Origin of the sequence: Bartonella sp. WD12.1 (assembly GCF_002022415.1) — a bacterium.
Lineage (GTDB): Bacteria > Pseudomonadota > Alphaproteobacteria > Rhizobiales > Rhizobiaceae > Bartonella.
This window is the reverse complement of the sequence record NZ_MUBG01000001.1, coordinates 389630-412102: the sequence shown is the minus strand read 5'-3', so window position 1 is coordinate 412102 and position 22473 is coordinate 389630. Positions and strand designations below refer to the sequence as shown.

The window sequence follows — 22473 nt, the reverse complement described above, 5'->3', positions numbered from 1 at the left end:
TAAAGCCATCGATTACAATTATGCATTTTTGAGCTTTTGTCGTGATAAAATACTCCATTGCATATATTGGAAATGGAGTATTATCTTAAAACAATCGAAAAATTTATATGATATTTATGTTATGAATTTTTGAATAGAGATTTATCACTTAGCAAGAAAAAATCCTGAACACTATTTCAGGATTTTCTAATTTTCGCACATGCTTTCATTAACCAACGATTTCAATATCGGAAAACCAATAAGCTATTTCTGTTTTTGCAGATTCAGCACTATCTGAACCATGAACAGAATTTTCACCAATCGACAAGGCGTATACTTTACGAATTGTCCCTTCCTGTGCATCAGCAGGATTCGTAGCCCCCATAACTTCACGGTTTTTCGCGATTGCATCTTCTCCTTCCAAAACCTGAACAACAGTTGGACCAGAAGACATAAATTGTACTAACTCTCCAAAGAAAGGGCGTTCTTTATGAACCGCATAAAACCCTTCAGCTTCATGTTGACTCATCCACACACGTTTAGATGCAATAACACGTAAACCTGCATCTTCAAGCATTTTAGTAATTGCTCCTGTCAAATTACGACGCGTTGCATCGGGTTTAATCATCGAAAAAGTACGTTCTACAGCCATTTGATTACCTTTAATTTCATAAAAAATTATCTTGTTATTCTATAAGAAGCCTTTTGCCAAGTAACCGTTAGTGAATTTATATCAATTTTAAAATTGCATATTTTTACAAAGCTTACCTCTATAAAATAGAAATGCTATCGGTCAATGACTTCACACTTACAAAATCATCTTCTATTTTCTACAGGTCAAATCTAATCGTGTTGATTAAAAATCCATACAAAAAGGAAGATTCTCATTTCATTTAATATCTAATGATATTGCAATACGGATGGCCAGATATTTTTGATTGATCACCGCTCCAACATCGCTTTCCCATCCCATTGCTTCAAAAACTGAATCTACCATCATAACTAATTGGAAATTAATCTTTTTCACGCTATCACAGGCGACCTCCCTACCATAAAGTGGTAATATCATCATGTCTTAAAATAGTGAATTGAACAAGTTATCTAAGAAGTACAAACAACTAAACAATCTTTGCTTGAAATTGTTCTAGCCACGACAAAAAATATGCTAATCTTTTCCTTAAAATAAAAATAGAAATTAATCCTATATGTATTATTGCTATTCATACATTGTTAATAGAAGTTCTTAACTTCTCCAAGAGAACAAAGTTGCTTTTGTAAGAACAACCAACAAAACGGCACCGTTAAAAACATTCCAATCTTGTATCATCACACACATAAATAGCCAGAACCAAAGCATCAATAAGCATTTTCAATAAACGAACTGCTTATTTCAATGAAGAATGAGCTTTTACCTATTTTCATAACCTATTTCTTGAAAAAATTATAAAATATGCACAAACATAAAAAAATAAAAGAATTCCAAATGCACTAAATTTACATTGCTTTATCAACACGAAATACAAATAGACATAAGAATTAAAGACACTGCTATTTTATTTCTATTTTCTTTTATAAAAGAGATACTTCTTTACATCCTCAATTATCTTGATCAATTAATTAGGTCAAATCACTCATATGTTTCAAAAGCAGGCAAAACAAAGACTCCTTTTTCATTCCATAAGATTTTATTTGACTTAAGAATACTCCGTTTGTTCTAAAATATGCCTCTAAGATCAAGGATTAAATAGGAGGACAAAATACAAAAACACAACACACAATAATACATTAAAGCTTATAAAGTACACTCTTTCGAAAATAGGTCTCACATTGAAGCATTTATTTGCAATAAACAGATACATATCTAAAGTTGATCAGAGAACAAATAATCGCATACTTAAAAACTGTAGCGTATACCCAAAATCCCCTGAAGTGACTGCGTCATTTTATGACCTTTAAGATATTGAGCCTCTGTATAAAATGTTAAGTTTTTGCTGACAAAACTATTCAAACCTATTGCCAATTTACCTGCATTGTCAGACAAGTCAGTGATAAATTTATGCCGTTTATTAATCATTGTATGATTATTATCTATATACTCACGCAACCAAGCGGCCGTCACATAACCTATTAAAGAAGAAACATTTGTATTAAAGTTAAATGCATGCCTAATAGACAGTCCAACCTCACTACGTAATGAAGTAGATGAACTTATATCACCTATCATACCATTGGAAAGCTGTATTTCTTTATCTTTAACCTGTAACCACGTGAATTGGCTATAAGGTCGCACCCAAGTGCTTTGCCCTGTTTGAAAACGATAACCTCCTTCCAAGGATGTACCTATCGCCCATTGATTATAATCTCCTTGGATAGCCAAACCACTTGTAGAAACTGCTTTAAGATGATTTTGGTAACGATTATATTTCACAATACTATCCAAATACCAACCATATTCATTTAAATAGGTCGCATAAGTTCCAAAGCTATAAGTATTCATACCACTGACACCACGACGAGCATGATTAATACGTGCTTGATCATAACTGCCAAAACCACCAATATAGAGCTTTCCATATAGTAACTGTGTTACCCAATCAGTACCCAACATTATCCCTGCTTGATCCAACTTAAAGTGTGTATGACCTGTAGCAATTTGTTCTTTGTTCTTGATCGTATATGTCCAGAGAGCCGTATTCTCCCTATTTTTCTCTAAAACACCCCTTCCAGCACGCAAACTTTGTAACTCATTGTTAAAAACAAGTTCAGGAGCAACCGCTAGAGATAGTACTGCATCAGTTGAAGGAGTGGTTAAAAAATCAGAAGCTTGCGGTTCCTCTAAATCAAACTCCAAAGAGTTCGGCTGATACTGACTCAAATGCCGAGGAAAACGTTTTCGAGATTTAAGCTGAGTGTTCTGATCTTCTAAGGATGGAGCAGTTGACGGATCAGTAACCTGCGAGCTTTCTGAATTAAGCACTGGAATATCAAGCTCATGCTGACTCACATGCCGAGGAGCACGTCTTCGAGGTTTAGGTTCAGTGGTTTGATCTTGTAAAGACGGAGTAGTTAATACATCAGAAACCTGCGGACTTTCTGAACTAAGTACTGAAATATCAGGCTCATGCTGTCTCACATGCCGAGGAGGACGTCTTCGAGATTTAGGTTCAGCAACCCGATCTTCCAGAAATAGAGAAGTTAATACATCAGAAACCTGCGAACTTTCTGAACTGAGCACTGAAGTATCGAAATCATGCTGCCCCGCATACCGACGAGATCGGATCCGATGTGTTTTAGGAATGTTTGCCCCCAAATACCAAATTTTTTCATTTTTTCCATTTTTCACGCTTTCTCTAGAATACAAACCATACATATAGGTTCCACCATCAAAAGCATTAGTATTTTGACCAGATCGATTTACTAAAGTAAACTTAGCTTTTCTACTTTTATCGGTAATTAAATTGAGTCCGGTAACTACATGATTCTTTTGTAAGAAAAAATTTGCAATTTCAGTACCTGAATCAGTAACGCTTATTTTATGATTACCCGTACCATTATCAATTAAAAGGTAATCGCTACGGCCTCCCATATTACTCAAATTAAACTGGAAATGCAAACTACCTGAAAGACTCTTAACATAAAGATGTAAATGATGATGGTTATACCCAACAGAAGAAACACTAACAGTTCCATTCCCACTTAAATTTTCAATATTAATTTGAGAGTTACTTTCATCGCTCCACGGACCAACAGAAAACAATGATATACTTGGCTGCCCAGTCACAATAATATCTTCTCTTGTAATATGGCTTGTAGGATCACCAGCATAAAGATGAAGATGCCCAGAATTATTAACTATTGTTTTTCCTGTTAATGTTGCGCCAACATATACCCATGAATTGGCAGAATCACTAATTGTTAGATTGTCTACAACCCCACCCCTATATACTATTTGAACAGCATCATCTTTTAGAGTAACATTTTTAGCCTCACCCCCTGCCAAAATGCGCTGCCTACCATTTTCAGAAACTTCAGTATTTGATGTAGTACCACCTTTTTTTGTTTGCACTACTTTATAAACATTTTGCTCTCCCCCTTTCATAATTTTTGTATACCAAGATTCTCCACCATCATATACATTCTGTTGCCCAAAAACTCCATCTTTCCCAGAAATTATAGCATGATAAGCACTACTCTTCTTACTCTGAAAATCACTACTTCCTAAAACAAATTGCTTACCACCTTCGACTTTAGTATTCATTGCAGTTGCTCCACCCATAACTACCTGTTTTCCACCTTCGGTAACAGTAGCATTCACTGAGCTTCCGTACTCAACAATTTTGATTTCACCTCTTTCAATTTTAGTATTCTGACTGATACCCCAAATAGTGCGTACGTTTCTCTGTGTCCCTCCTTTATCAATCACTAAATTTTTCAACAGCTCATTCACATTTTCAGTGATTTTTTCACGTGCATTTATATTTTGTATGAGAAGACTACTCATTAATAATATCGAAACATTTAGTCTGTATTTGTGCTGCACAATCTACATTCCATTATCAATAATTAAATAAACACTCCTCCTTCTTAACAGACTGCTCCTGTTTATATCATAATGTGTTTTATTTATGTCGTAATGTGTTTTATATGCAGCGATAATAAATTTTAATCAGAAATTGCTAAAGCGCTTTTTGGCCGATTTCTTTAGCTTGTAAAAGCAAAACTGTGTAGAAAAAATGAAAACAATATTTTCATTTAAAAATACAAAATGAAACAATTGAGAGCTTAAGCCGTTTATGTAGAATGATATACTTCTATCCCCCTGCTGCTTTTAAAAAAAGCTTTTTTATTACATTTAATCTAACGCTAAATTTAATAAATAGCATGATCAGTAGTAACAATACATTTTCCCTCACTCTTATCATGCCCTATTATTATTCTTATACAATTAAATCGTAACAATACTGACTCGACACTAATATGAAATTCTTATAACTATTAAAATCTTATCTTAATATTTTAATTATCTATATAAAAGGAATATCCTATTCATGTCCATAAGCGTAGAAAGACAGCGCGTAAATCAAACAAATTCACCTATTCGAATTTTGTTTGCAAGCCTTGTTGGCACAACAATTGAGTATTTTGACTTTTACATTTTTGCAACTGCTGCAGCTCTTGTATTTCCTTATTTGTTTTTTCCACAGCAAAACAATCAACTTGCTATTTTACAATCTTTCCTTGTTTTCGGTGTTGCTTTTTTTGCCCGTCCTCTCGGATCTATTATTTTTGGACATTTTGGTGACAAAATCGGACGGAAAGCAACACTTGTCGCTGCTCTTCTCACAATGGGTATTTCAACAGTTATTATTGGCATTCTTCCCACTTATGAAACAGTCGGTTGGTGGGCGCCTTTTCTTTTAACTATGTGCCGTCTTGGTCAAGGAATTGGATTGGGAGGAGAATGGGGTGGAGCTATTCTACTTGCAACAGAAAATGCTCCACCAGAAAAACGTGGTTGGTATGCAATGTTTCCTCAATTAGGATCTCCAGCTGGTTTACTTTTATCTATTGCAGTTTATTTTGGGCTGTGGAACAGCCTTGACTCTGACCAACTTTTCACGTGGGGATGGCGTATTCCATTCATTGCTTCAGCTTTTCTCGTCATCTTAGGATTATGGGTGCGTACTTCAATTGGTGAAACACTTGAATTTAAAAAAGCTCTTGATCATGAAGAGCGTGTCAAAGTACCTGTTATCAATGTGTTCTTCAAACATCCGCGGATTGTGCTTCTTGGTACATTTGCCAGCATGACAGCATTTGTCTTATTTTATTTGGTCACTGCCTATTTATTAAGTTACTCAAAAAATCATCTGCAATTACCATTTAATCAAACACTGCAAATAGAGATGATTGGAGCTATTGTTTTTGGCCTTTCTATTGCCCTCACTGGAAAATTCGCTGATCGTATTAAGCGCAGAACTTTGATGATTTGGGTAACAATAAGTACTGGTATTTACTCTTTTGCAATTCCCTACTTCCTACATTCTGGAATTGTAGGCGTTCTTGCAATGTCTATCATTGGCTTAATGCTTCTAGGGATTACATATAGCCCGTTGGGTACCATTCTTGCATCACCATTCCCAACAGCTATTCGATACACTGGTGTATCCTTAACCTTCAACTTAGCTGGTATTGTTGGCGGATCTTTTGCACCTTATATTGCAGAATCTCTGGTACAATATTTTGATGTAACTTACGTTGGCTATTATCTTCTCTTTTCTGCTTTTATTTCACTTATTTGCTTTATTTGCTTTACAGATAAAGAGATATCTTACTAAGATACAATAAAATATAATAAAATTAACGCTGGCGGCAGAAATGCCGCCAATTTTATTTTTAAAGACATTGGTCGAGGCACACTCCACCATAATATCCCAGCAAACAATACACAAAGAAAAAAGAATAAAATATCTGCAATATAATCAACATGAATGATAGAAAATATTTGTGATAGAATATGCGTTGTACCCAACCATGAAACACAAAAAAAAGCCAGCATTACTGACCATAAAGCAAGTAAAATCCGATCAACCACCGCTATTCCATTCCAATATGTGATTACAGGTAATATTTTATCGCTCTCCAAAAGAAAAATAACAATAAAATAATGACTTTCCTTCTAATTTTTTCATAATAAAAGAGTTCTTTATTAATTATCCAGACAATACCAATAAATTAGAATAATAAATGCTATGCATATCAAATTTGCTTTTCCCAACCGCGATTTTCAGTCTGCTTCCAGTAAGTTAAATTATGGTTTTCTGTTCCATATTCCTTCCACTGTGCACGAGCGAGATTTAATTGTTCGTCATTACGACCATCAAATATCACTACAAGTCGTTGATAAATATTAATATCCGGACAAACCGCTCCCTCTACAAGAAAGCGTATTTTTGAATCATTCGGATTCTCATGCCCCGTAGTGAGAAATACAGGCTGAAAATTTGGATATTTATCACATTCAGTTCCATGCCCAATAAATGCCCCCTCAGCGTAAACCCATAAACGAGTATCTATGGCATCGCGCTGTTCTTCACTCATACATTGTATTGTTACTCTGCCAAAACGCGCAACTGCACGTTCTATCAATACTGGTAAAATATCTTCTAGTGTTGATTGTGTTAAATGATAGAATAGAATATCCACCTCTTAATCCTCATCACTCTTTATCGAAAAAGTGTAACACTCTTTTGGAAATATTTCTATATTTCTAAATAGAGAAGGAATGGCTTGGAACACTATAATTCCCTCTTTTTTTATGTGCATTGTCTTTTTTTATGTATTAAATAATAGCAAAGAGAAACAAGAAAAATCGTAATTTTTTTAATAAATGAAAAAATTTATTCTGTGCCATTTTCTTAGCTTTTCTTGATACCATACTTGAAAAAACATAACAAAATGAATTAAAATTATTGAATTATCTCTTGTTGCTTATTAGAAAAAAGAGCACAAAGAGGTTGTCTTTTAATTTTGACCACTATGTCTTCATTTGGCACATTATATAGTATCTTCTTTAAATTAAAACTAAGGATGTTACCCAATTTATGCGCATTATTGAGTTATACATCCTAAAACGTGTTTTTATTCTATTTAGCGCTGTGATGGCCGCAGCAATTGGTATTAGTTTGACAGTGCAAGTCCTTGCACGAATTGATTTTCTTACAACAAGTGGTCAAACATTCCTAACAGTTTTATACTTTTCATCCTTATTAGTTCCTCCTGTTATTTCCCTTATCATCCCATTTGCACTAGTGATTGCAATTACAACTATCCTTTCAACAATGAATCAAGATTCAGAGTTAGCTATTATCAGCGCCTCTGGCTTTTCCAAAAACACTGTTTTAAAACCAATTCTTCTTTTAGCTATTTTTACTGCATGTATATCTTTTTCAATCGCTAATTTTGTTGCTCCTCAAGCACGCCTTAATATGCGACAAATGCTGGCAAGCACTCATTCGGACTTCATTAATCTTTTTATTCGCGAAGGCAGCTTTCAAGCACTAACAAACAATCTTTATATAGAAATTGGTGAACGGTACCCAGATGGAACCATTGGACGTCTTTTCATTGCCGATCAGCGCGATTCTAAAATTGATCTTCTCTATTATGCAAAAAAAGGCGCAATTGTTAGTAATAAAAATGGAAATTTTTTAGTCCTCAATGACGGTGAAATTGAAAGAGTGAATTATCAAAATGATAGTGTTTCGATTGTTAAATTTAACTCCTATACTTTTAGCTTAAGCGAATTCATCCCCAATAATGGAGTACCAACTATTTACCCTAAAGACAGGCCTCTTTCTTACTTATTGCATCCTGATTCATATGATCCCTATTATCAGCGTAACCCGCTTCAATACAAAGCTGAATTTCACCGTCGACTCACAGAGTGGCTCTACCCAATTGTTTTTGCTTTAATTGCAGTAGCTGCAGCAGGAGATGCGCGTTCACATCGACAAGCACGCACATCAGCAATTGTTTTTACAATTACTTCTTCCTTACTGATTTATTGGATAGAATATTTTTTTGCTGAAAAAACAAAGAATGATCTCACTTACGTTCCTCTACTCTATATTACTCCAATAGGAGTAAGCGTATTAATTTTTTTTATGCTACTGACAAACCGTAAAATTAGTATACCCGCAAGATTTAACGATACTATTCAAGCACTTCTTCAGAAAATGACGAACAAATCTAAATATCGAAAATCTCACTATTCTTCGGACAAAACATCATGATTGGATGGACGCTTGGACGATATTTTTTTGTACGTTATATCAAAACAACCTGTTATTTTGTATTGAGTATTTTTATACTTGCCCTTTTAATTGACTTTACGGAAAATTCTGGTCGATTAGCTTCTCTTCCCCATTATACAGCAAAAGGTGCACTTCTCATTTCAGCGTTGCGTGTCCCTTTTATTATGCAGCAACTCTTTCCTTTTATTGCACTATTTTCTGCAATGACCACGCTAATATCACTTAACAAAACATTTGAGCTTGTTGTTGCTCGTTCAATTGGTGTTTCTGCGTGGCAGTTTCTTATACCCGCTTGTCTTGGAGCTTTTCTTTTTGGATTGTTTTCGATTCTTTTTATAAATCCACTTGCCGCATGGGGATCTTCTCAAGCAGAAAAAATGATTGCTGAATGGCGTAGTAATAATGTTCAAACATCTATCAACAAGAATCGTATCCCATGGTTAACGCAACATACAAATCTAGGAATAACAACTATTGGGGCCAGATCAATCACACAGCAAGGTCTCTCTCTTATTGATGCAACCTTTGTGCAATATAATGATAACACAACAGTTAAGAACTGGATCCACGCAAAACAAGCAACATTAACAAATGACGCTTGGCTGTTAACGAATGGAACAATTTATAAAACAGGTTATGTTCCTGAAAAATTTACTGAATTTCGGATAAAAACAAATCTAAAACCTGAGTTTTTAATTGAATATTTAGCCGATCCTGCAACTATTCCATTTTACAAATTACCAAAAAAAATTTCAGCTGCGCGATCATTTGGTTATTCTGCAAATAAGTTCGATATGTATTTGCAATCATTGATTGCATTACCAGCATTACTTGTAGCAATGACTCTTATTGCTGCGACAGTATCGCTAAAATTTACACGCCTCGGACAATCTAAAGCATTAATTCTTGGTGGTGTAATCGCTGGATTCATGCTTTATGTCATTTCCGTACTTGTTCAAGCTTTTGGTAATGCTGGATACATTCCTCCAATTATTGCTGCTTGGACACCAGTTGTTATTGCGTTGTTTTTTGGAGTTTCCTTTTTACTTCATAAAGAAGAGGACGGCTAGGTGAAATTGCTTACAAGTAAGAGGATAATTTTGACAAAACTGAACATATTGGTTTTTAAAAGTGCTATTAGTTTTGTTTTAGGCATAACCTTATCTTATTCTGCAATAGCACAAAATTCTAATCTTTCTCCTCAAAACCACATTCAATCTCTAGCATCCCCCCTTTTACTCTCTGCTGACAAACTCACTTACAACCATGACGCAGATACTGTCTCTGCTGAAGGAAATGTTCAAATTGAATATGATAACAATAAAGTTATTGCCCAGAAAGTCACTTACAATCAAAAAACAGGACGTATTATAGCACAAGGAAATGTTGAAATTGTTCAAAAGGATGGTAATAAAGTCTATTCTGATTATATTGACATGACTCAAGACCTTGGTGAAGGATTTGTAAATTTTTTACGCGTTGAAGCTATTAACAACACACATTTTGTAGCTGAAAATGCTGAACGCAGAGGAAGTCAGCTTACAATCTTCAATAATGCTGTCTATACAGCATGTGAACCTCATTATCACAAATCAGACAATGAAGTTTTTTGGCAAATTAAAGCAAAAAAGATCATATGGAATAACACCACTAAAACAATTCAATTTGAAGACGGTCATTTTGAAGTTTTTGGTGTGCCAATCGCCCGGTTTCCTATTTTTGAACTGCCTGATCCAAATGTAAAACGCGTTAGCGGGTTACTTACTCCTCACCTTTCTTATACTGATCATCTTGGTATTGGTATTAAGAATTCTTATTTCTGGAATCTCTCACCTCATTATGACTTTACACTTTCCCCTACTTTCTACACAAAACAAGGACTTTTAACTGAAGGAGAATGGCGTCAGCGTTTAAAAACAGGAAATTATAACATCCGTTTTGCTCATATATATCAAATTAATCCTCATAAGTTCGATAATGACACAATTGATACGCAAAAAAATAACCGTTATATGGTGGCAACAAAAGGCGATTTCCGTATTAATTCACGCTGGACTTATGGTTGGGATATTTTTGCCCAATCAGATAGGCATTTTAGCCGTACATATAAACTTGAAAACTATAGTAATCCTGTACAACTTTCTCAGCTTTATTTGAACGGCCTTGGAGGAAAAAATTACTTTGATACGCGTTTTTACCATTTCACAGTCCAAGATTTGATACCTACAAATACCATTAACAAACGTCATTCTCAGCAAGCATGGGTTTTACCCCGTATCGATTATTTTTTCACACCAGACAAAGAAGTTTACACTGGGGAACTTACTTTTCATGGCAATATGCAATCAATTTATCGTAATCACTCTGACTTCAACTATACCGATTGGCAAGAACATCCTCCTTATATCTCTCGGCCTTCTGATATACCTGGAAATAGTTTTCGGTTAACAGGTGAAATAGAATGGAAAAAGCGTTTTAATACACAAAACGGATTACTAATAACCCCTATTCTCGCATTACGTACTGATACAATGACAAATATCCGGGAAAATTATCCTGACCATCTCACAAATGACTCGTCGACAAAATTTAACATTGCCTCACCAACTATTCGAGGCATGGCAACAGCAGGTTTAGAGTTACGTTACCCCCTCCTTGTAACTTCTGGCATTTCTACACATGTTTTAGAGCCAACAGCACAACTCTTTATACGCAATAATGAACAATATGCCGGACTGTTACCAAATGAAGATACCCAAAGCTTGGTATTTGATGCAACTACTCTATTTCAACGCGACAAATTCTCTGGTTATGACCGTGTTGAAGGTGGAACAAGAGCAAATATAGGCCTAAGATATTCCGGAAGCTTCAACAATGATTGGTCACTTTATGGTCTTGTTGGACAATCTTTTCATCTCGCAGGAAAAAATTCTTTTGCAGAAAAAAACTTTGTCAATGTAAGTGCTAATTCTGGTCTTGAAACATCGCGTTCAGATTATGTTGCAATGTTTAATGCAAACCATGATAGTGGTTTTGCTTTAGAATCTCGTGGACGTTTTGATAAAAAAACAGGTCAAATCCGCCGTGGTGAAGTAGAAGCATCTCAAAAATGGGAAAATTTTAGAGCATCCTTACAATATGCTTATATCCAAAGCCAACCCAATTATGAATATATACAGGATCGCCAAGAAATTTCTTTTCAAACTGGTATTAAATTTTCTAAATATTGGTCTATATATAATAATGTTAGTTATGACTTAGTATCTAGTACATTTGTAAAACGGGAAATAAATTTAAATTATAAAGATGAATGTTTTGAAATAAAAATCGGCTATAAACAAATAGTTAATCCAGGAAAAAATGCACCTTTGCAGAACTTTAATTTCTCTCTTTCATTACGTACAATCACAGATATTGGGCAAAAGATAAAATTAGATTTATAATGAATGTAGCAATAATGTAGAAATGCTTTAACTTATCATTGTTTTTATGTAGGAAAACATATATTTTATTTGCCAATGAAAATTGATAAACAATGCGAAATTTTACTTATATGAACAGATCTAAAAATAGTTCTTTTGTTTTATTTTACACTTCTATTTTGGCCTTTTGCATCGCTGTTTTGGGTGTAAGTAGCTTTATGGGCGCATTTTTTATATCATCAGTATTTGCGCAAACAACAGTTGCTATCACAGTCAATGGTAATCCTATTACAAATTACGATATTCAAAGACGCATCGCTTTTCTCAAATTACAACAAAAACAAGGCGATCTTTCTGCACAAGCCAGAAATGAACTCATTGATGAGATGCTTAAAAAAATTGAAATACAACGTCTTAATATTGATGTTAGTGATAATGAGATTAATAGCGCTTTTGCAAATTTTGCAGAACAAAATAATATGACCGTTGATCAGCTTCGTGAAATGTTGAATCAAACTGAGGTTACAGAAGAGCACTTTAAAGCATATATTAGTGGACAAATGGGATGGGGGCGTCTTGTTAATGCGCGTTATCAATCTGAAGATGGGTACCTTAGTGAACAAGAAGCCGCACATAGAATATTAAAAAATGGTGGTATAAAACCTTCAACAAATGAATATACACTACAGCAAATTATTTTTGTTATTCCTGCCCACCGTCGTGCAGAACTTCTCACAAAACGTACACAAGAAATAAATAATTTCCGTGCACATTTCCGAGGATGCGATAACACTAAAAAACAAACACGAGGCATTTTAGATGTTACTGTTCGTAATTTAGGTAAATTTTTGGAACCTCAACTCCCTACAGATTGGGAACAAGCTATCCGTGCAACACCTGCTGGAAAAATGACCCAACCACACGAAACTCCATATGGTATTGAAGCACTTGCTGTCTGCCAAATAAAAAAAGTTTCTGACGATCGTGTTGCCCAACTTATGTTTTCTATTCAAGACAGTCAAAAAAGGACTCCTCAAAAACTTGAAGCTTTAAGTGAGAAATATTTGAAAGAATTGCGACAAAGAGCGCATATTCAAAATCATCATGGCTCCACTAGTCGTTAGTAGCGGTGATCCAGCAGGTATTGGCCCTGAAATAGTTTTAAAAGCGTGGAGTATGCGTAATATACGACATATTCCACCGTTTGTTCTTTTGGCTGATCCTGAAGTTATTCGTTCACGTGCTTCTTTCTTACAACTCAACGTTGATATAGAAACTGTTTTTGTAGATAATCTTGTCAAAAATTTCCAAACGGCCCTTCCTGTAATGCCATTAAAAAATCGGCAAAATGACCAATTAGGAATGCCCTCATCAAACAATATCGCTGGAATAATTGAAGCTATCACACGCGGTGTTCAATTGATTCAAGATGGTTATGCATGCGCACTAATCACGTGCCCTATTGCAAAAAAAAGCCTTTACGATGCTAAATTTAAATTTCCAGGCCATACTGAATTTCTTGCTTATCTTGCCCATAAAGCTTCAAATAAACATTATCACCCGGTTATGATGTTATCTGGACCGCAATTAAAAACAGTACCTATTACTATCCATATTCCACTCAATGAAATTCCCTCACACCTCACGTGTAACTTAATCATTCAAACTGCATTAATCGTTGAAAATGATTTAAAAAAGCGATTTGCGATCACTGCACCCCGTTTAGCTGTAGCCGGTCTTAATCCGCATGCCGGAGAAGATGGTACAATGGGAAAAGAAGATATTGAAATTATCTCTCCTGCTGTTGAATATCTTAAGAAAAAAGGACTTAACATCATAGGTCCTCTACCTTCCGATACAATGTTCCACCAACGTGCAAGACAAATGTATGATGTTGCTCTTTGTATGTATCACGATCAAGCCCTTATTCCCGTTAAAACTTTAGACTTTGATACCACCGTTAATATCACTTTAGGATTACCTTTTATCCGAACATCTCCAGATCATGGAACTGCTTTTGATATTGCCAACAAGGGAATAGCCTCTCCTGAAAGTTTTATTGCTGCTCTTATACTTGCAAATCAACTTGCTAAAAATAATTTTACAACATGCCAATAGATAACCTCCCCCCTCTGCGTGAAGTAATTAATACATACGGACTGCAAGCTAATAAATCTCTTGGTCAAAATTTTCTTTTTGATCTTAATTTAACATCTAAAATCGCCCAACAAGCAGGAAATATAGCGGGAAAATCTGTTATTGAGGTTGGCCCAGGCCCTGGAGGTTTAACACGTGCCCTGCTCGCAAAAGGTGCTATTGTAACAGCAATAGAACGTGATGAACGCTGTCTACAAGCATTATTAGATATAGAAAAGCACTATCCGCAAAAATTAAAGATTATTTGTAATGATGCACTAAAGCAAAATTTTTCAGAAATTTTTGAAACATGTCCAGAGAAACCACATATCATCGCAAATCTTCCATATAATATTGGAACACAGCTCCTATTAAACTGGATTTTAACTGAACCATGGCCTCCTTTTTATAAATCAATGACACTGATGTTCCAACGTGAAGTAGCCAAACGTATTACTGCTACTCCTCATTCCCCTCACTATGGCCGCCTTAGTGTATTAATTGGCTGGCGTGCCATTGCAAAAATTGCTTTTGATGTTCCTCCACAAGCCTTCACACCAATACCTAAAGTTACTTCTTCCGTTGTTCATATCATTCCACGTCCACAACCTCTCTCCTGTTCAACACAAAAATTAAGCCTTGTGACAAAAGCTGCCTTTGGACAAAAGCGAAAAATGCTTCGTCAAAGTCTTAAAACTATTGGAGGCGAAACGCTTTTAGAAAAATCTGGAATTGACGGAACACGTCGAGCTGAAACACTCTCTATTGCTGAATTTGTATCTTTAGCAAATTTGGTCATTTAAAAGTTTAAACTTTTGCTCATAAAAACTTTCTAAATAATAAGTGCCTCAATCAATCCTTTCAGTAATAAGTGTATTAACGAAAGATTCAAGAAAGCTGCAACGCTCACGTTTCACTGTTTCTCCTAGATAAATTGATTTAATAAGCAATAAGGACTGATTTAAATCTTCGTTAATCACAACATAATCGTAAGAACGCCATTGTTGTATCTCTGTTTGTGCATTATGCAACCGCAGATCAATGATACTCTGACTATCTTCTGCTCGACGATGTAAACGGGAAACTAGTTCTTTCATCGATGGAGGGAGGATAAAAACAGATACAGTATCCCCTGGCATTTTTTGTTGAAGCTGTTCGGTCCCTTGATAATCAATATCAAACAACATATCTTGGCCATTTATCAGTGCATTTTCAACATTTTTACGTAAAGTTCCATAATAATTTCCGTGAACTTCAGCCCATTCTATAAACTCATCTTTATCACGCTTATGTTCAAATTCTTCCTTTGAAATAAAGTGATAATGGAGACCATCTACTTCACTGGGACGTCTTTGTCGTGTTGTTACACTTATAGATAATTCTAATTGTTTATCTTTCAGCATTAACCGAGAAAGGGTTGACTTACCAGCGCCTGAAGGTGAAGAGAGAATAAATAGAAAACCACGACGTTTATTTGTTATTTGAGCACTTAATTTACTATCTAGTAATGCCATCATGTCACTCTTTTTTCTTAAAGTTTTTTTCTAAAACTGTACGTTAAAATTTCAGTCATGAATTTTCAGATCTAAAAAGATCTAACGTACTTTCTCTAATGCACGCCATTTACGAACATTTATATTATGTTCATCTAAAGTTTTAGAAAAAATATGCCCACCCGAACCATCAGCTACAAAATAGAGCGCATCACTTTTTGGTGCATGCGCTACTGCTTTTAAAGAATCACGACTTGGATTTGCAATAGCTGTTGGCGGTAATCCATTAATTTTATAGGTATTATATGGAGTTTCCTTCTCAAGATCCGAGCGATAAATCGGGCGACCTAAAGGTTTACCTTTTCCACCAAAAATACCATAGACTACTGTTGGATCAGATTGAAGGCGCATACCTTTAGAAAGACGGTTATAAAATACTGCAGCAATTTGAGGTCTCTCTGAAGCAATTCCCGTTTCCTTTTCAACAATTGATGCCAATATAACAAATTCGTCAATAGTCTTGATTGGTAAATTGGGTGAACGAGATTCCCATATCGCATTAATTAATTTTGTTTGTTCTTCACGCAATCTCTTTATAATCTCTGCACGTGTTGTACCACGAATGAAATGCACAGTATCAGTCATCAAACTCCCTTCCGGAGGCAAAACCTCAGGAAGATCACCAACTAAAACTTCATTAGCAGCTAATCGGTCAAAAACCTGTTGAACCGTTAAACCTTCTGGTACTGTAAATGTATGCTCAATAGACTTTCCCTTCACAAGAATATCCATGATATCTTTCATCGAAGCATGAACTGGAATTAAATATTCACCTGCTTTAAGACGTGTCGTACTCTGATGATAACCAACCCCATAAACAAAGACATCAGACGATCGAATGAGACCACGTTGTTCAAGAAATGACGCAATTTCACGTATACCTGTTCCAGGACGGATCAAAATAATTTCTTCTTGCTCAGCCGTTCCTTTTCCTTCAAATATACTTTTTCCAATATAAAGAGGAATGCTGACAGCCAAAATAATTACTACTATCAACATTAAAAAAAAATTACCGAGAATAACAAATGGATTACGAGAAATAGACGACCTCTTCCGCTTTTTATACGGTAATACACCATTATTATTTAGCAAATGATTCAATAAAGAATCATTTACGTCCTGTGGCGGTATTTCATTTTTCGCATCGGACATGATTTATCAATTTTTGTAACTTTTAAATATTATTCTATCATTTCTCACCCTAAACTTATTATAAAGAAAAAAGCTCAAGAAGCGATAATAATAAATAAAAATGTTTACTATTCTCCAAAGCGTCGCATCACCAAAGATGCATTTGTTCCCCCAAAACCAAATGAATTAGAAAGAATTGTATCAATTTTTCGTTCGCGTGGTTTATGTGGCACAAGATCAATTTGTGTTTCAATCGACGGGTTATCAAGATTGAGGGTAGCTGGTGCTATATTATCTCGTATTGCTAAAATACAAAAAATAGCCTCAGCAGCACCAGCCGCACCAAGCAAATGCCCAATAGATGATTTTGTCGATGACATTGATACCTGCGATGCGTGGTTGCCCAAAACACGTTCAACAGCTGCCAGCTCTATAACATCAGCCATTGTTGATGTACCGTGAGCATTAATATAATCAATATCGCATACATCCACTTGTGCACGCTTAAGAGCAGCTACCATACTACGCTGAGCACCTTCGCCACTTTCGGAAGGAGCTGTGATATGATAAGCATCGCCAGACAAACCGTAACCAATAACCTCAGCATAAATGCGAGCACCTCGCTTTTTTGCATGCTCAAGCTCTTCTAAAACGACAACCGCAGCCCCCTCTCCCATAACAAAACCATCACGATCTGCATCATAAGGGCGTGATGCACGTTCAGGATCATTATTACGACCAGTAGAAAGAGCTTTACAAGCAGCAAAACCAGCAAGAGATATCCGATTAATTGGGGATTCAGCACCACCTGCTGCCATTACGTCCGCATCACCTAGCGCAATCAAACGAGCCGCATCACCAATCGCATGCGCGCCCGTTGAACAAGCTGTTACAACGGAATGATTAGGACCACGTAAACCATATTTAATAGAAACATAACCAGATGCAAGATTAATCAAACGCCCTGGAATAAAAAAAGGAGAAACCCTCCTTGGCCCTTTATCACGAAGTGTATAACCAGCTTCAACAATGCCTTCAATACCACCAACACCAGAACCAATCATCACACCCGTACGAATTTGGTCTTCATCATTTTTGGGATACCACTCAGCATCTGCAAGCGCTTGATCAGCAGCAGCTACTGCATAAGTAATAAATGCATCCACTTTGCGCTGTTCTCTAGGCTCCATATGCAAATCAGCATTATATGTACCGTTTGTTCCATCCCCCAAGGGAATACGTGCAGCAATTTGACACGGTAAATCATCTACATCAAACTCAGTAATACGTCGAACACCACTTTTCCCTTCAAGAAGCCGCTTCCAGCTATATTCGACATTACCAGCTAATGGAGATACTAACCCCAAACCAGTAACAACAACCCGTCTCATATTTTTAACCTTGAATTAACCCTTCACCCCTCAAAGCCATATGTTCAAATTCAAATGGCTTTAAGTAAAGAATAAAGGCAAAAGCATTCTACCACTCTTGCCCTTTACATCAAATTACACAGAAGCTTTATCAATAAATTTTACAGCATCACCAACTGTGAAAATCGTTTCGGCAGCATCATCTGGAATCTCTACACCGAACTCTTCTTCAAAAGCCATAACGAGCTCAACCGTATCAAGGCTATCTGCACCTAGATCATCAATAAAGCTTGCATTCTCTACAACTTTATCTGCGTCAACTCCAAGATGCTCTACGATAATCTTCTTAACGCGCTCTTCTGTATTACTCATATTATCCTCACAATTCTATATTGTTTCCCTATTTGGTTAGCGATATAGGTTTACCTAATCAAGCAATAGATGCATTACTCCAAATTTTAACGATGATTTTTAGAACATTCTGTGGATATCCCTTAAAAATGAACTAATTTTGCATCGTAGATATAAGATTGAGCAACCACCCCGTCAAAGAAATAAACGCATTGCTTTATTTCACTTGTTATTATCTAAAATAATAAAACTTATAAATCAATGTAGAATAAAGTAAATACTCAGATCATTGCCATACCACCATTAACATGGATCGTTTGACCTGTGACATATGCTGCCTCATCACTCGCCAAATAAACAGCTGCAGAAGCTATATCTTCACCTATCCCCATACGCTTCATGGGAATAGCAGCCATAATTGCATCTTTCTGTTTCTCATTAAGTTTATCAGTCATTGCAGATTTAATAAATCCTGGAGCAATGCAATTAACAGTTATATTTCGTGATGCAATTTCCTGTGCCAATGATTTAGAAAAGCCTATTACACCAGCTTTTGCAGCACAATAATTTGTTTGCCCAGGATTACCAACAACACCAACAATAGATGTTATATTAATAATACGCCCATAGCGACGCCGCATCATAGCATGTACTAACTCACGCGTTAGAGTAAAAGTAGCTGTCAAATTGACAGCTAACACATCATCCCACTGCTGGTCTTGCATACGCACAAAAAGACCATCTTGAGTAATGCCAGCATTGTTAACAAGAATGTCGACACCACCCATCTCTTTTTCTACTGTTTCAGCCAATTGTTTAATACTTTCACGCTCAAAAAAATTAGTAGGAAAGACAAAAACATCCCGACCAAGATCTGCAGCAACTTCCTTGAGCTTTTCCTCACGTGTTCCATGAAGCCCAACAATTGCTCCTTGCGCATGAAAAAAACGCGCAATTGCCTCACCAATATCCCCTGATGCTCCCGTTACGAGAGCTCTACGACCTGTTAATTTAAACATTCTTCAAACTTCCTAAAATTAAACACCTAGTACCTGTAATGCACTCTCAATTTCCTCAGCCGTACCAATTGTTAACCCTTTAATGTCTTTATTAATACGTCTGGCTAAACCCGTTAACACCTTTCCAGAACCAACCTCAAAAAGTGTATCAACTCCATTGGATCCAAACCACTCAACCGTTTCGCGCCACCGCACTCGCCCAGTCACTTGTTCAACAAGTAGCATAAAAATACGCTCTGGATCACTCTCTGGTGCAACAGAAATATTTGCAACAACAGGAACAATAGGTGCTACTTTGTCAACAGCTAAAAGCGCATCTTTCATTACATCAGCAGCAGGTTGCATTAAAGCTGAATGAAACGGTGCTGAAACTGGTAAAAGAAGTGCACGCTTAGCGCCTTTTTCTAAAGCAGCTTTCATTGCCACTTCAACTGCTTTTGCTTCACCTGAAATAACAATTTGTCCACCACCATTATCATTAGCGATTTGACATACACCTTTCCCTAAAACAGTGCTGCAAATTTCCTCAACATCTTGTTCATTCAAACCGATAAGTGCTGCCATTAAACCTTCACCAACTGCGACAGCTTTCTGCATAGCATTTCCACGAATTCGTAAAAGCCTGGCTGTATCAGCCAAACTTAACGTACGAACTGAACAAAGCGCTGAATATTCCCCTAAAGAATGCCCTGCAACAAATTTTACTTTTGATTCTATGTCTAACCCCAACTTTTCCATTACACGAACAATTGCTAGCGACATAGCCATCAAAGCTGGTTGCGCATTTGCTGTTAATGCAAGAACATCTGCTGGTCCCTCAAACATAATATGTGATAATTTTTCACCTAAAGCATCATCAACTTCCTCAAAGACCATACGTGCTTCAACAAATTGCTCTGCAAGCACTTTGCCCATACCAACAACTTGGCTTCCCTGGCCTGGAAAAGTAAACGCTGCTACCATTAGTTTAACTCCTCAAACGAGCATTAATATTTTTTATTGCCCCAACACATAAGCATAAATAAAAACAAAGCAACCTATTTAGAACAGATATTTGTCTTAAAATTATATTTTAAGGGTGGAATTTGATATAGAAACTCAGGAAAATATGGTACAATTAATCGAATAACACCCCAACTTGTTAGACTTCCCAAAACTGCACCACCTAAAACATCAAAAGGATAATGTACGCCAGTAAAAATACGCCCCCAACAGATCAAAAATAACAATATTAATGCAAACTTAGAGACAAGTTTGTACTGATAAAAATAAAGGCAAGTAGTGTAGGACGCAATAACTAAAGCATGATGACTAGGAAAAGAAGCTGTTGCTCGATGTTCAATTAGTGATTGTGTTAAACCTGCAACAAACGGACGTGGACGAAAATAAATGAGAGAAATAAGATAACTAAAAAAAAGAGCAGCACAAATGCTAACACAAATACTTAGTGCTACACGCCGTTCCATATATCCGCTGCAAAACCACAGTACAAAAAGATGTATAGGAATAATATAAATTAAAAACTTTGCACAAATAATACCAATCCAAACAAAAACCATCCCTATTTGATGATTGCCAGAAAGTATTTCAAAAAGCGCTACATCAATCTGATTTAAAAAATTCATTCTTATTTATTCCTACAGCACACAGAGATGTTATTTTATATATTTAAAGCAATAGATATATAAAAATATATCAAAACTTAATTAAGTCACATTTTTTGTAATCATCAACTTGCTATTTTTTGAGATAAGCTGTAAACATCAGCTATACATTACCAGCATTTGGCTGGAGGTTGAACGGAGGGCTGGAAAACACCAGTAGGAAACACAATAATTCCGACCTCCCGTATCTCCGCTCTCGGGTGTCTCGAATCATAAATGCGTCCTTTCTTCTTTTTGGGTTTCCTAAAAAGACAAGTCGCAGAGGCTTTGCGCCAAAACTGGTGAAGTTGAACTGAAGAAAGGCAAAATTAATGGCTCTTTATGAACACGTGTTTCTTGCTCGGCAGGGTATCACACCACAGCAAATTGATGAACTTTTAAAAATTTATAAAAATGTTATTGAAGCGCACGGAGGAACAATCGGGCGTATTGAAAATTGGGGTCTTTGCACTCTTGCTTACCGTATCCGCAAAAATCGCAAAGCTCATTACGTATTGCTTAATATTGATGCTCCAGCTACAGCAATTGCTGAAATTGAACGCCAAATGCGCATTAACGAAGACGTTTTGCGTTATATGACAATCCGTGTAGAAAAGCATGAAAAAGAACAGTCTCCTATGCTCTCACGATCTAATCATGAAGACTCCTTTAACAAAGATGAAGATCGCTCTCGTCCTACACGCCACCAACATGAAGACACCACGGAAGGAATGGAATAATGATTGAAACTAATCAAACCCCTGTACGTCGTCCTTTTCATCGTCGTCGTAAAACATGTCCGTTCTCAGGTGCAAATGCTCCAAAGATTGATTATAAAGACATTAAGCTGTTGCAGCGTTATATTTCAGAACGTGGTAAAATCGTTCCTTCACGTATTACAGCCGTCAGCCAGAAAAAGCAGCGCGAATTAGCTAATGCTATCAAACGTGCCCGTTTTCTCGGGTTGCTTCCATATGTTGTTAAATAGGCTGTTACATACACAAAATAGAATCAGAATATTTTTAAACTATTTTTATTGGTATGTTAGAAGTA

General features: G+C 36.1%; 21 protein-coding genes. 9 read left to right on the top strand and 12 right to left on the bottom strand.

Translation table 11 applies throughout. The annotated features are described in order from the left end of the window. Window positions 1-208: 208 nt before the first annotated feature. The 3 genes from ndk to bafA form a co-directional block, all read right to left on the bottom strand. Window positions 209-631, bottom strand: coding sequence for a nucleoside-diphosphate kinase (gene ndk / locus BWD121_RS01565; RefSeq protein ID WP_010703579.1), 423 nt, complete (start codon window positions 629-631; stop codon window positions 209-211). Window positions 632-868: 237 nt separating this feature from the next. After that, window positions 869-1051 carry a hypothetical protein gene (locus tag BWD121_RS01560; protein ID WP_143245241.1) on the bottom strand — a complete coding sequence of 61 codons (183 nt, stop codon included), beginning with the start codon at window positions 1049-1051 and terminating at the stop codon, window positions 869-871. Between the two features lie 822 nt (window positions 1052-1873). Beyond that, a complete protein-coding gene (bafA, locus tag BWD121_RS01555; RefSeq protein ID WP_078663101.1) occupies window positions 1874-4519 on the bottom strand; it encodes a BafA family autotransporter in 2646 nt (881 codons plus the stop codon). Between the two features lie 508 nt (window positions 4520-5027). Between bafA and BWD121_RS01550 the strand changes: the two genes are divergently transcribed. Continuing rightward, window positions 5028-6317, top strand: a complete 1290-nt coding sequence (locus BWD121_RS01550) for an MFS transporter (protein WP_078663100.1) — start codon at window positions 5028-5030, stop codon at window positions 6315-6317. Here the strand turns inward: BWD121_RS01550 and BWD121_RS01545 are convergent. Together BWD121_RS01545 and BWD121_RS01540 are read right to left on the bottom strand one after the other, a co-directional pair. After that, on the bottom strand, window positions 6314-6538 hold the full coding sequence (locus BWD121_RS01545; RefSeq protein WP_078664041.1) for a hypothetical protein: 225 nt from the start codon (window positions 6536-6538) through the stop codon (window positions 6314-6316). The genes BWD121_RS01550 and BWD121_RS01545 overlap by 4 nt on opposite strands. Before the next feature lie 200 nt (window positions 6539-6738). After that, complete coding sequence (locus BWD121_RS01540) at window positions 6739-7185, bottom strand: DNA polymerase III subunit chi (RefSeq protein WP_078663099.1); 447 nt, start codon at window positions 7183-7185, stop codon at window positions 6739-6741. A gap of 398 nt (window positions 7186-7583) precedes the next feature. On the opposite strand from BWD121_RS01540, the gene lptF reads away from it, so the two are divergent. The 6 genes from lptF (at window position 7584) to rsmA (ending at window position 15156) form a co-directional block, all read left to right on the top strand. Next, window positions 7584-8774 (top strand): LPS export ABC transporter permease LptF, encoded by a 1191-nt coding sequence (gene lptF / locus BWD121_RS01535; protein ID WP_078663098.1) that lies wholly within the window; start codon window positions 7584-7586, stop codon window positions 8772-8774. Beyond that, window positions 8771-9865, top strand: coding sequence for an LPS export ABC transporter permease LptG (lptG, locus tag BWD121_RS01530; protein ID WP_078663097.1), 1095 nt, complete (start codon window positions 8771-8773; stop codon window positions 9863-9865). Before lptF ends, lptG begins: the two co-directional genes overlap by 4 nt. Beyond that, window positions 9866-12238: an LPS-assembly protein LptD gene (locus BWD121_RS01525; protein ID WP_078663096.1), complete on the top strand. Its 2373-nt coding sequence runs from the start codon at window positions 9866-9868 to the stop codon at window positions 12236-12238. 92 nt (window positions 12239-12330) lie between these two features. Next, window positions 12331-13341, top strand: coding sequence for a peptidylprolyl isomerase (locus BWD121_RS01520; RefSeq protein ID WP_078663095.1), 1011 nt, complete (start codon window positions 12331-12333; stop codon window positions 13339-13341). Beyond that, window positions 13322-14335 carry a 4-hydroxythreonine-4-phosphate dehydrogenase PdxA gene (gene pdxA / locus BWD121_RS01515; protein ID WP_078663094.1) on the top strand — a complete coding sequence of 338 codons (1014 nt, stop codon included), beginning with the start codon at window positions 13322-13324 and terminating at the stop codon, window positions 14333-14335. The genes BWD121_RS01520 and pdxA overlap by 20 nt, the downstream gene beginning before the upstream one ends. Then, complete coding sequence (gene rsmA, locus BWD121_RS01510) at window positions 14326-15156, top strand: 16S rRNA (adenine(1518)-N(6)/adenine(1519)-N(6))-dimethyltransferase RsmA (RefSeq protein WP_078663093.1); 831 nt, start codon at window positions 14326-14328, stop codon at window positions 15154-15156. The genes pdxA and rsmA overlap by 10 nt, the downstream gene beginning before the upstream one ends. Before the next feature lie 45 nt (window positions 15157-15201). Here rsmA and gmk read toward each other — a convergent pair whose 3' ends face one another. From gmk to BWD121_RS01475, 7 genes are all read right to left on the bottom strand, one after another. Next, window positions 15202-15867: a guanylate kinase gene (gmk, locus tag BWD121_RS01505; protein ID WP_078663092.1), complete on the bottom strand. Its 666-nt coding sequence runs from the start codon at window positions 15865-15867 to the stop codon at window positions 15202-15204. A gap of 81 nt (window positions 15868-15948) precedes the next feature. Beyond that, on the bottom strand, window positions 15949-17058 hold the full coding sequence (gene mltG / locus BWD121_RS01500) for an endolytic transglycosylase MltG (RefSeq protein ID WP_078663091.1): 1110 nt from the start codon (window positions 17056-17058) through the stop codon (window positions 15949-15951). A gap of 107 nt (window positions 17059-17165) precedes the next feature. Continuing rightward, window positions 17166-18428: a beta-ketoacyl-ACP synthase II gene (gene fabF, locus BWD121_RS01495; RefSeq protein WP_078663090.1), complete on the bottom strand. Its 1263-nt coding sequence runs from the start codon at window positions 18426-18428 to the stop codon at window positions 17166-17168. Window positions 18429-18542: 114 nt separating this feature from the next. Then, a complete protein-coding gene (locus tag BWD121_RS01490; RefSeq protein ID WP_007477496.1) occupies window positions 18543-18779 on the bottom strand; it encodes an acyl carrier protein in 237 nt (78 codons plus the stop codon). A 260-nt stretch (window positions 18780-19039) separates the two neighbouring features. Next, complete coding sequence (gene fabG / locus BWD121_RS01485) at window positions 19040-19777, bottom strand: 3-oxoacyl-[acyl-carrier-protein] reductase (RefSeq protein WP_078663089.1); 738 nt, start codon at window positions 19775-19777, stop codon at window positions 19040-19042. Between the two features lie 18 nt (window positions 19778-19795). After that, the gene (gene fabD, locus BWD121_RS01480) at window positions 19796-20740 is read right to left on the bottom strand and encodes an ACP S-malonyltransferase (RefSeq protein ID WP_078663088.1); all 945 of its coding nucleotides are present in this window, start codon (window positions 20738-20740) and stop codon (window positions 19796-19798) included. A gap of 74 nt (window positions 20741-20814) precedes the next feature. After that, window positions 20815-21402: an undecaprenyl-diphosphatase gene (locus tag BWD121_RS01475; protein WP_078663087.1), complete on the bottom strand. Its 588-nt coding sequence runs from the start codon at window positions 21400-21402 to the stop codon at window positions 20815-20817. Between the two features lie 350 nt (window positions 21403-21752). On the opposite strand from BWD121_RS01475, the gene rpsF reads away from it, so the two are divergent. Further along, window positions 21753-22160, top strand: coding sequence for a 30S ribosomal protein S6 (gene rpsF, locus BWD121_RS01465; protein ID WP_078663086.1), 408 nt, complete (start codon window positions 21753-21755; stop codon window positions 22158-22160). Beyond that, a complete protein-coding gene (gene rpsR, locus BWD121_RS01460) occupies window positions 22160-22408 on the top strand; it encodes a 30S ribosomal protein S18 (protein ID WP_078663085.1) in 249 nt (82 codons plus the stop codon). Before rpsF ends, rpsR begins: the two co-directional genes overlap by 1 nt. Window positions 22409-22473: the final 65 nt, after the last annotated feature.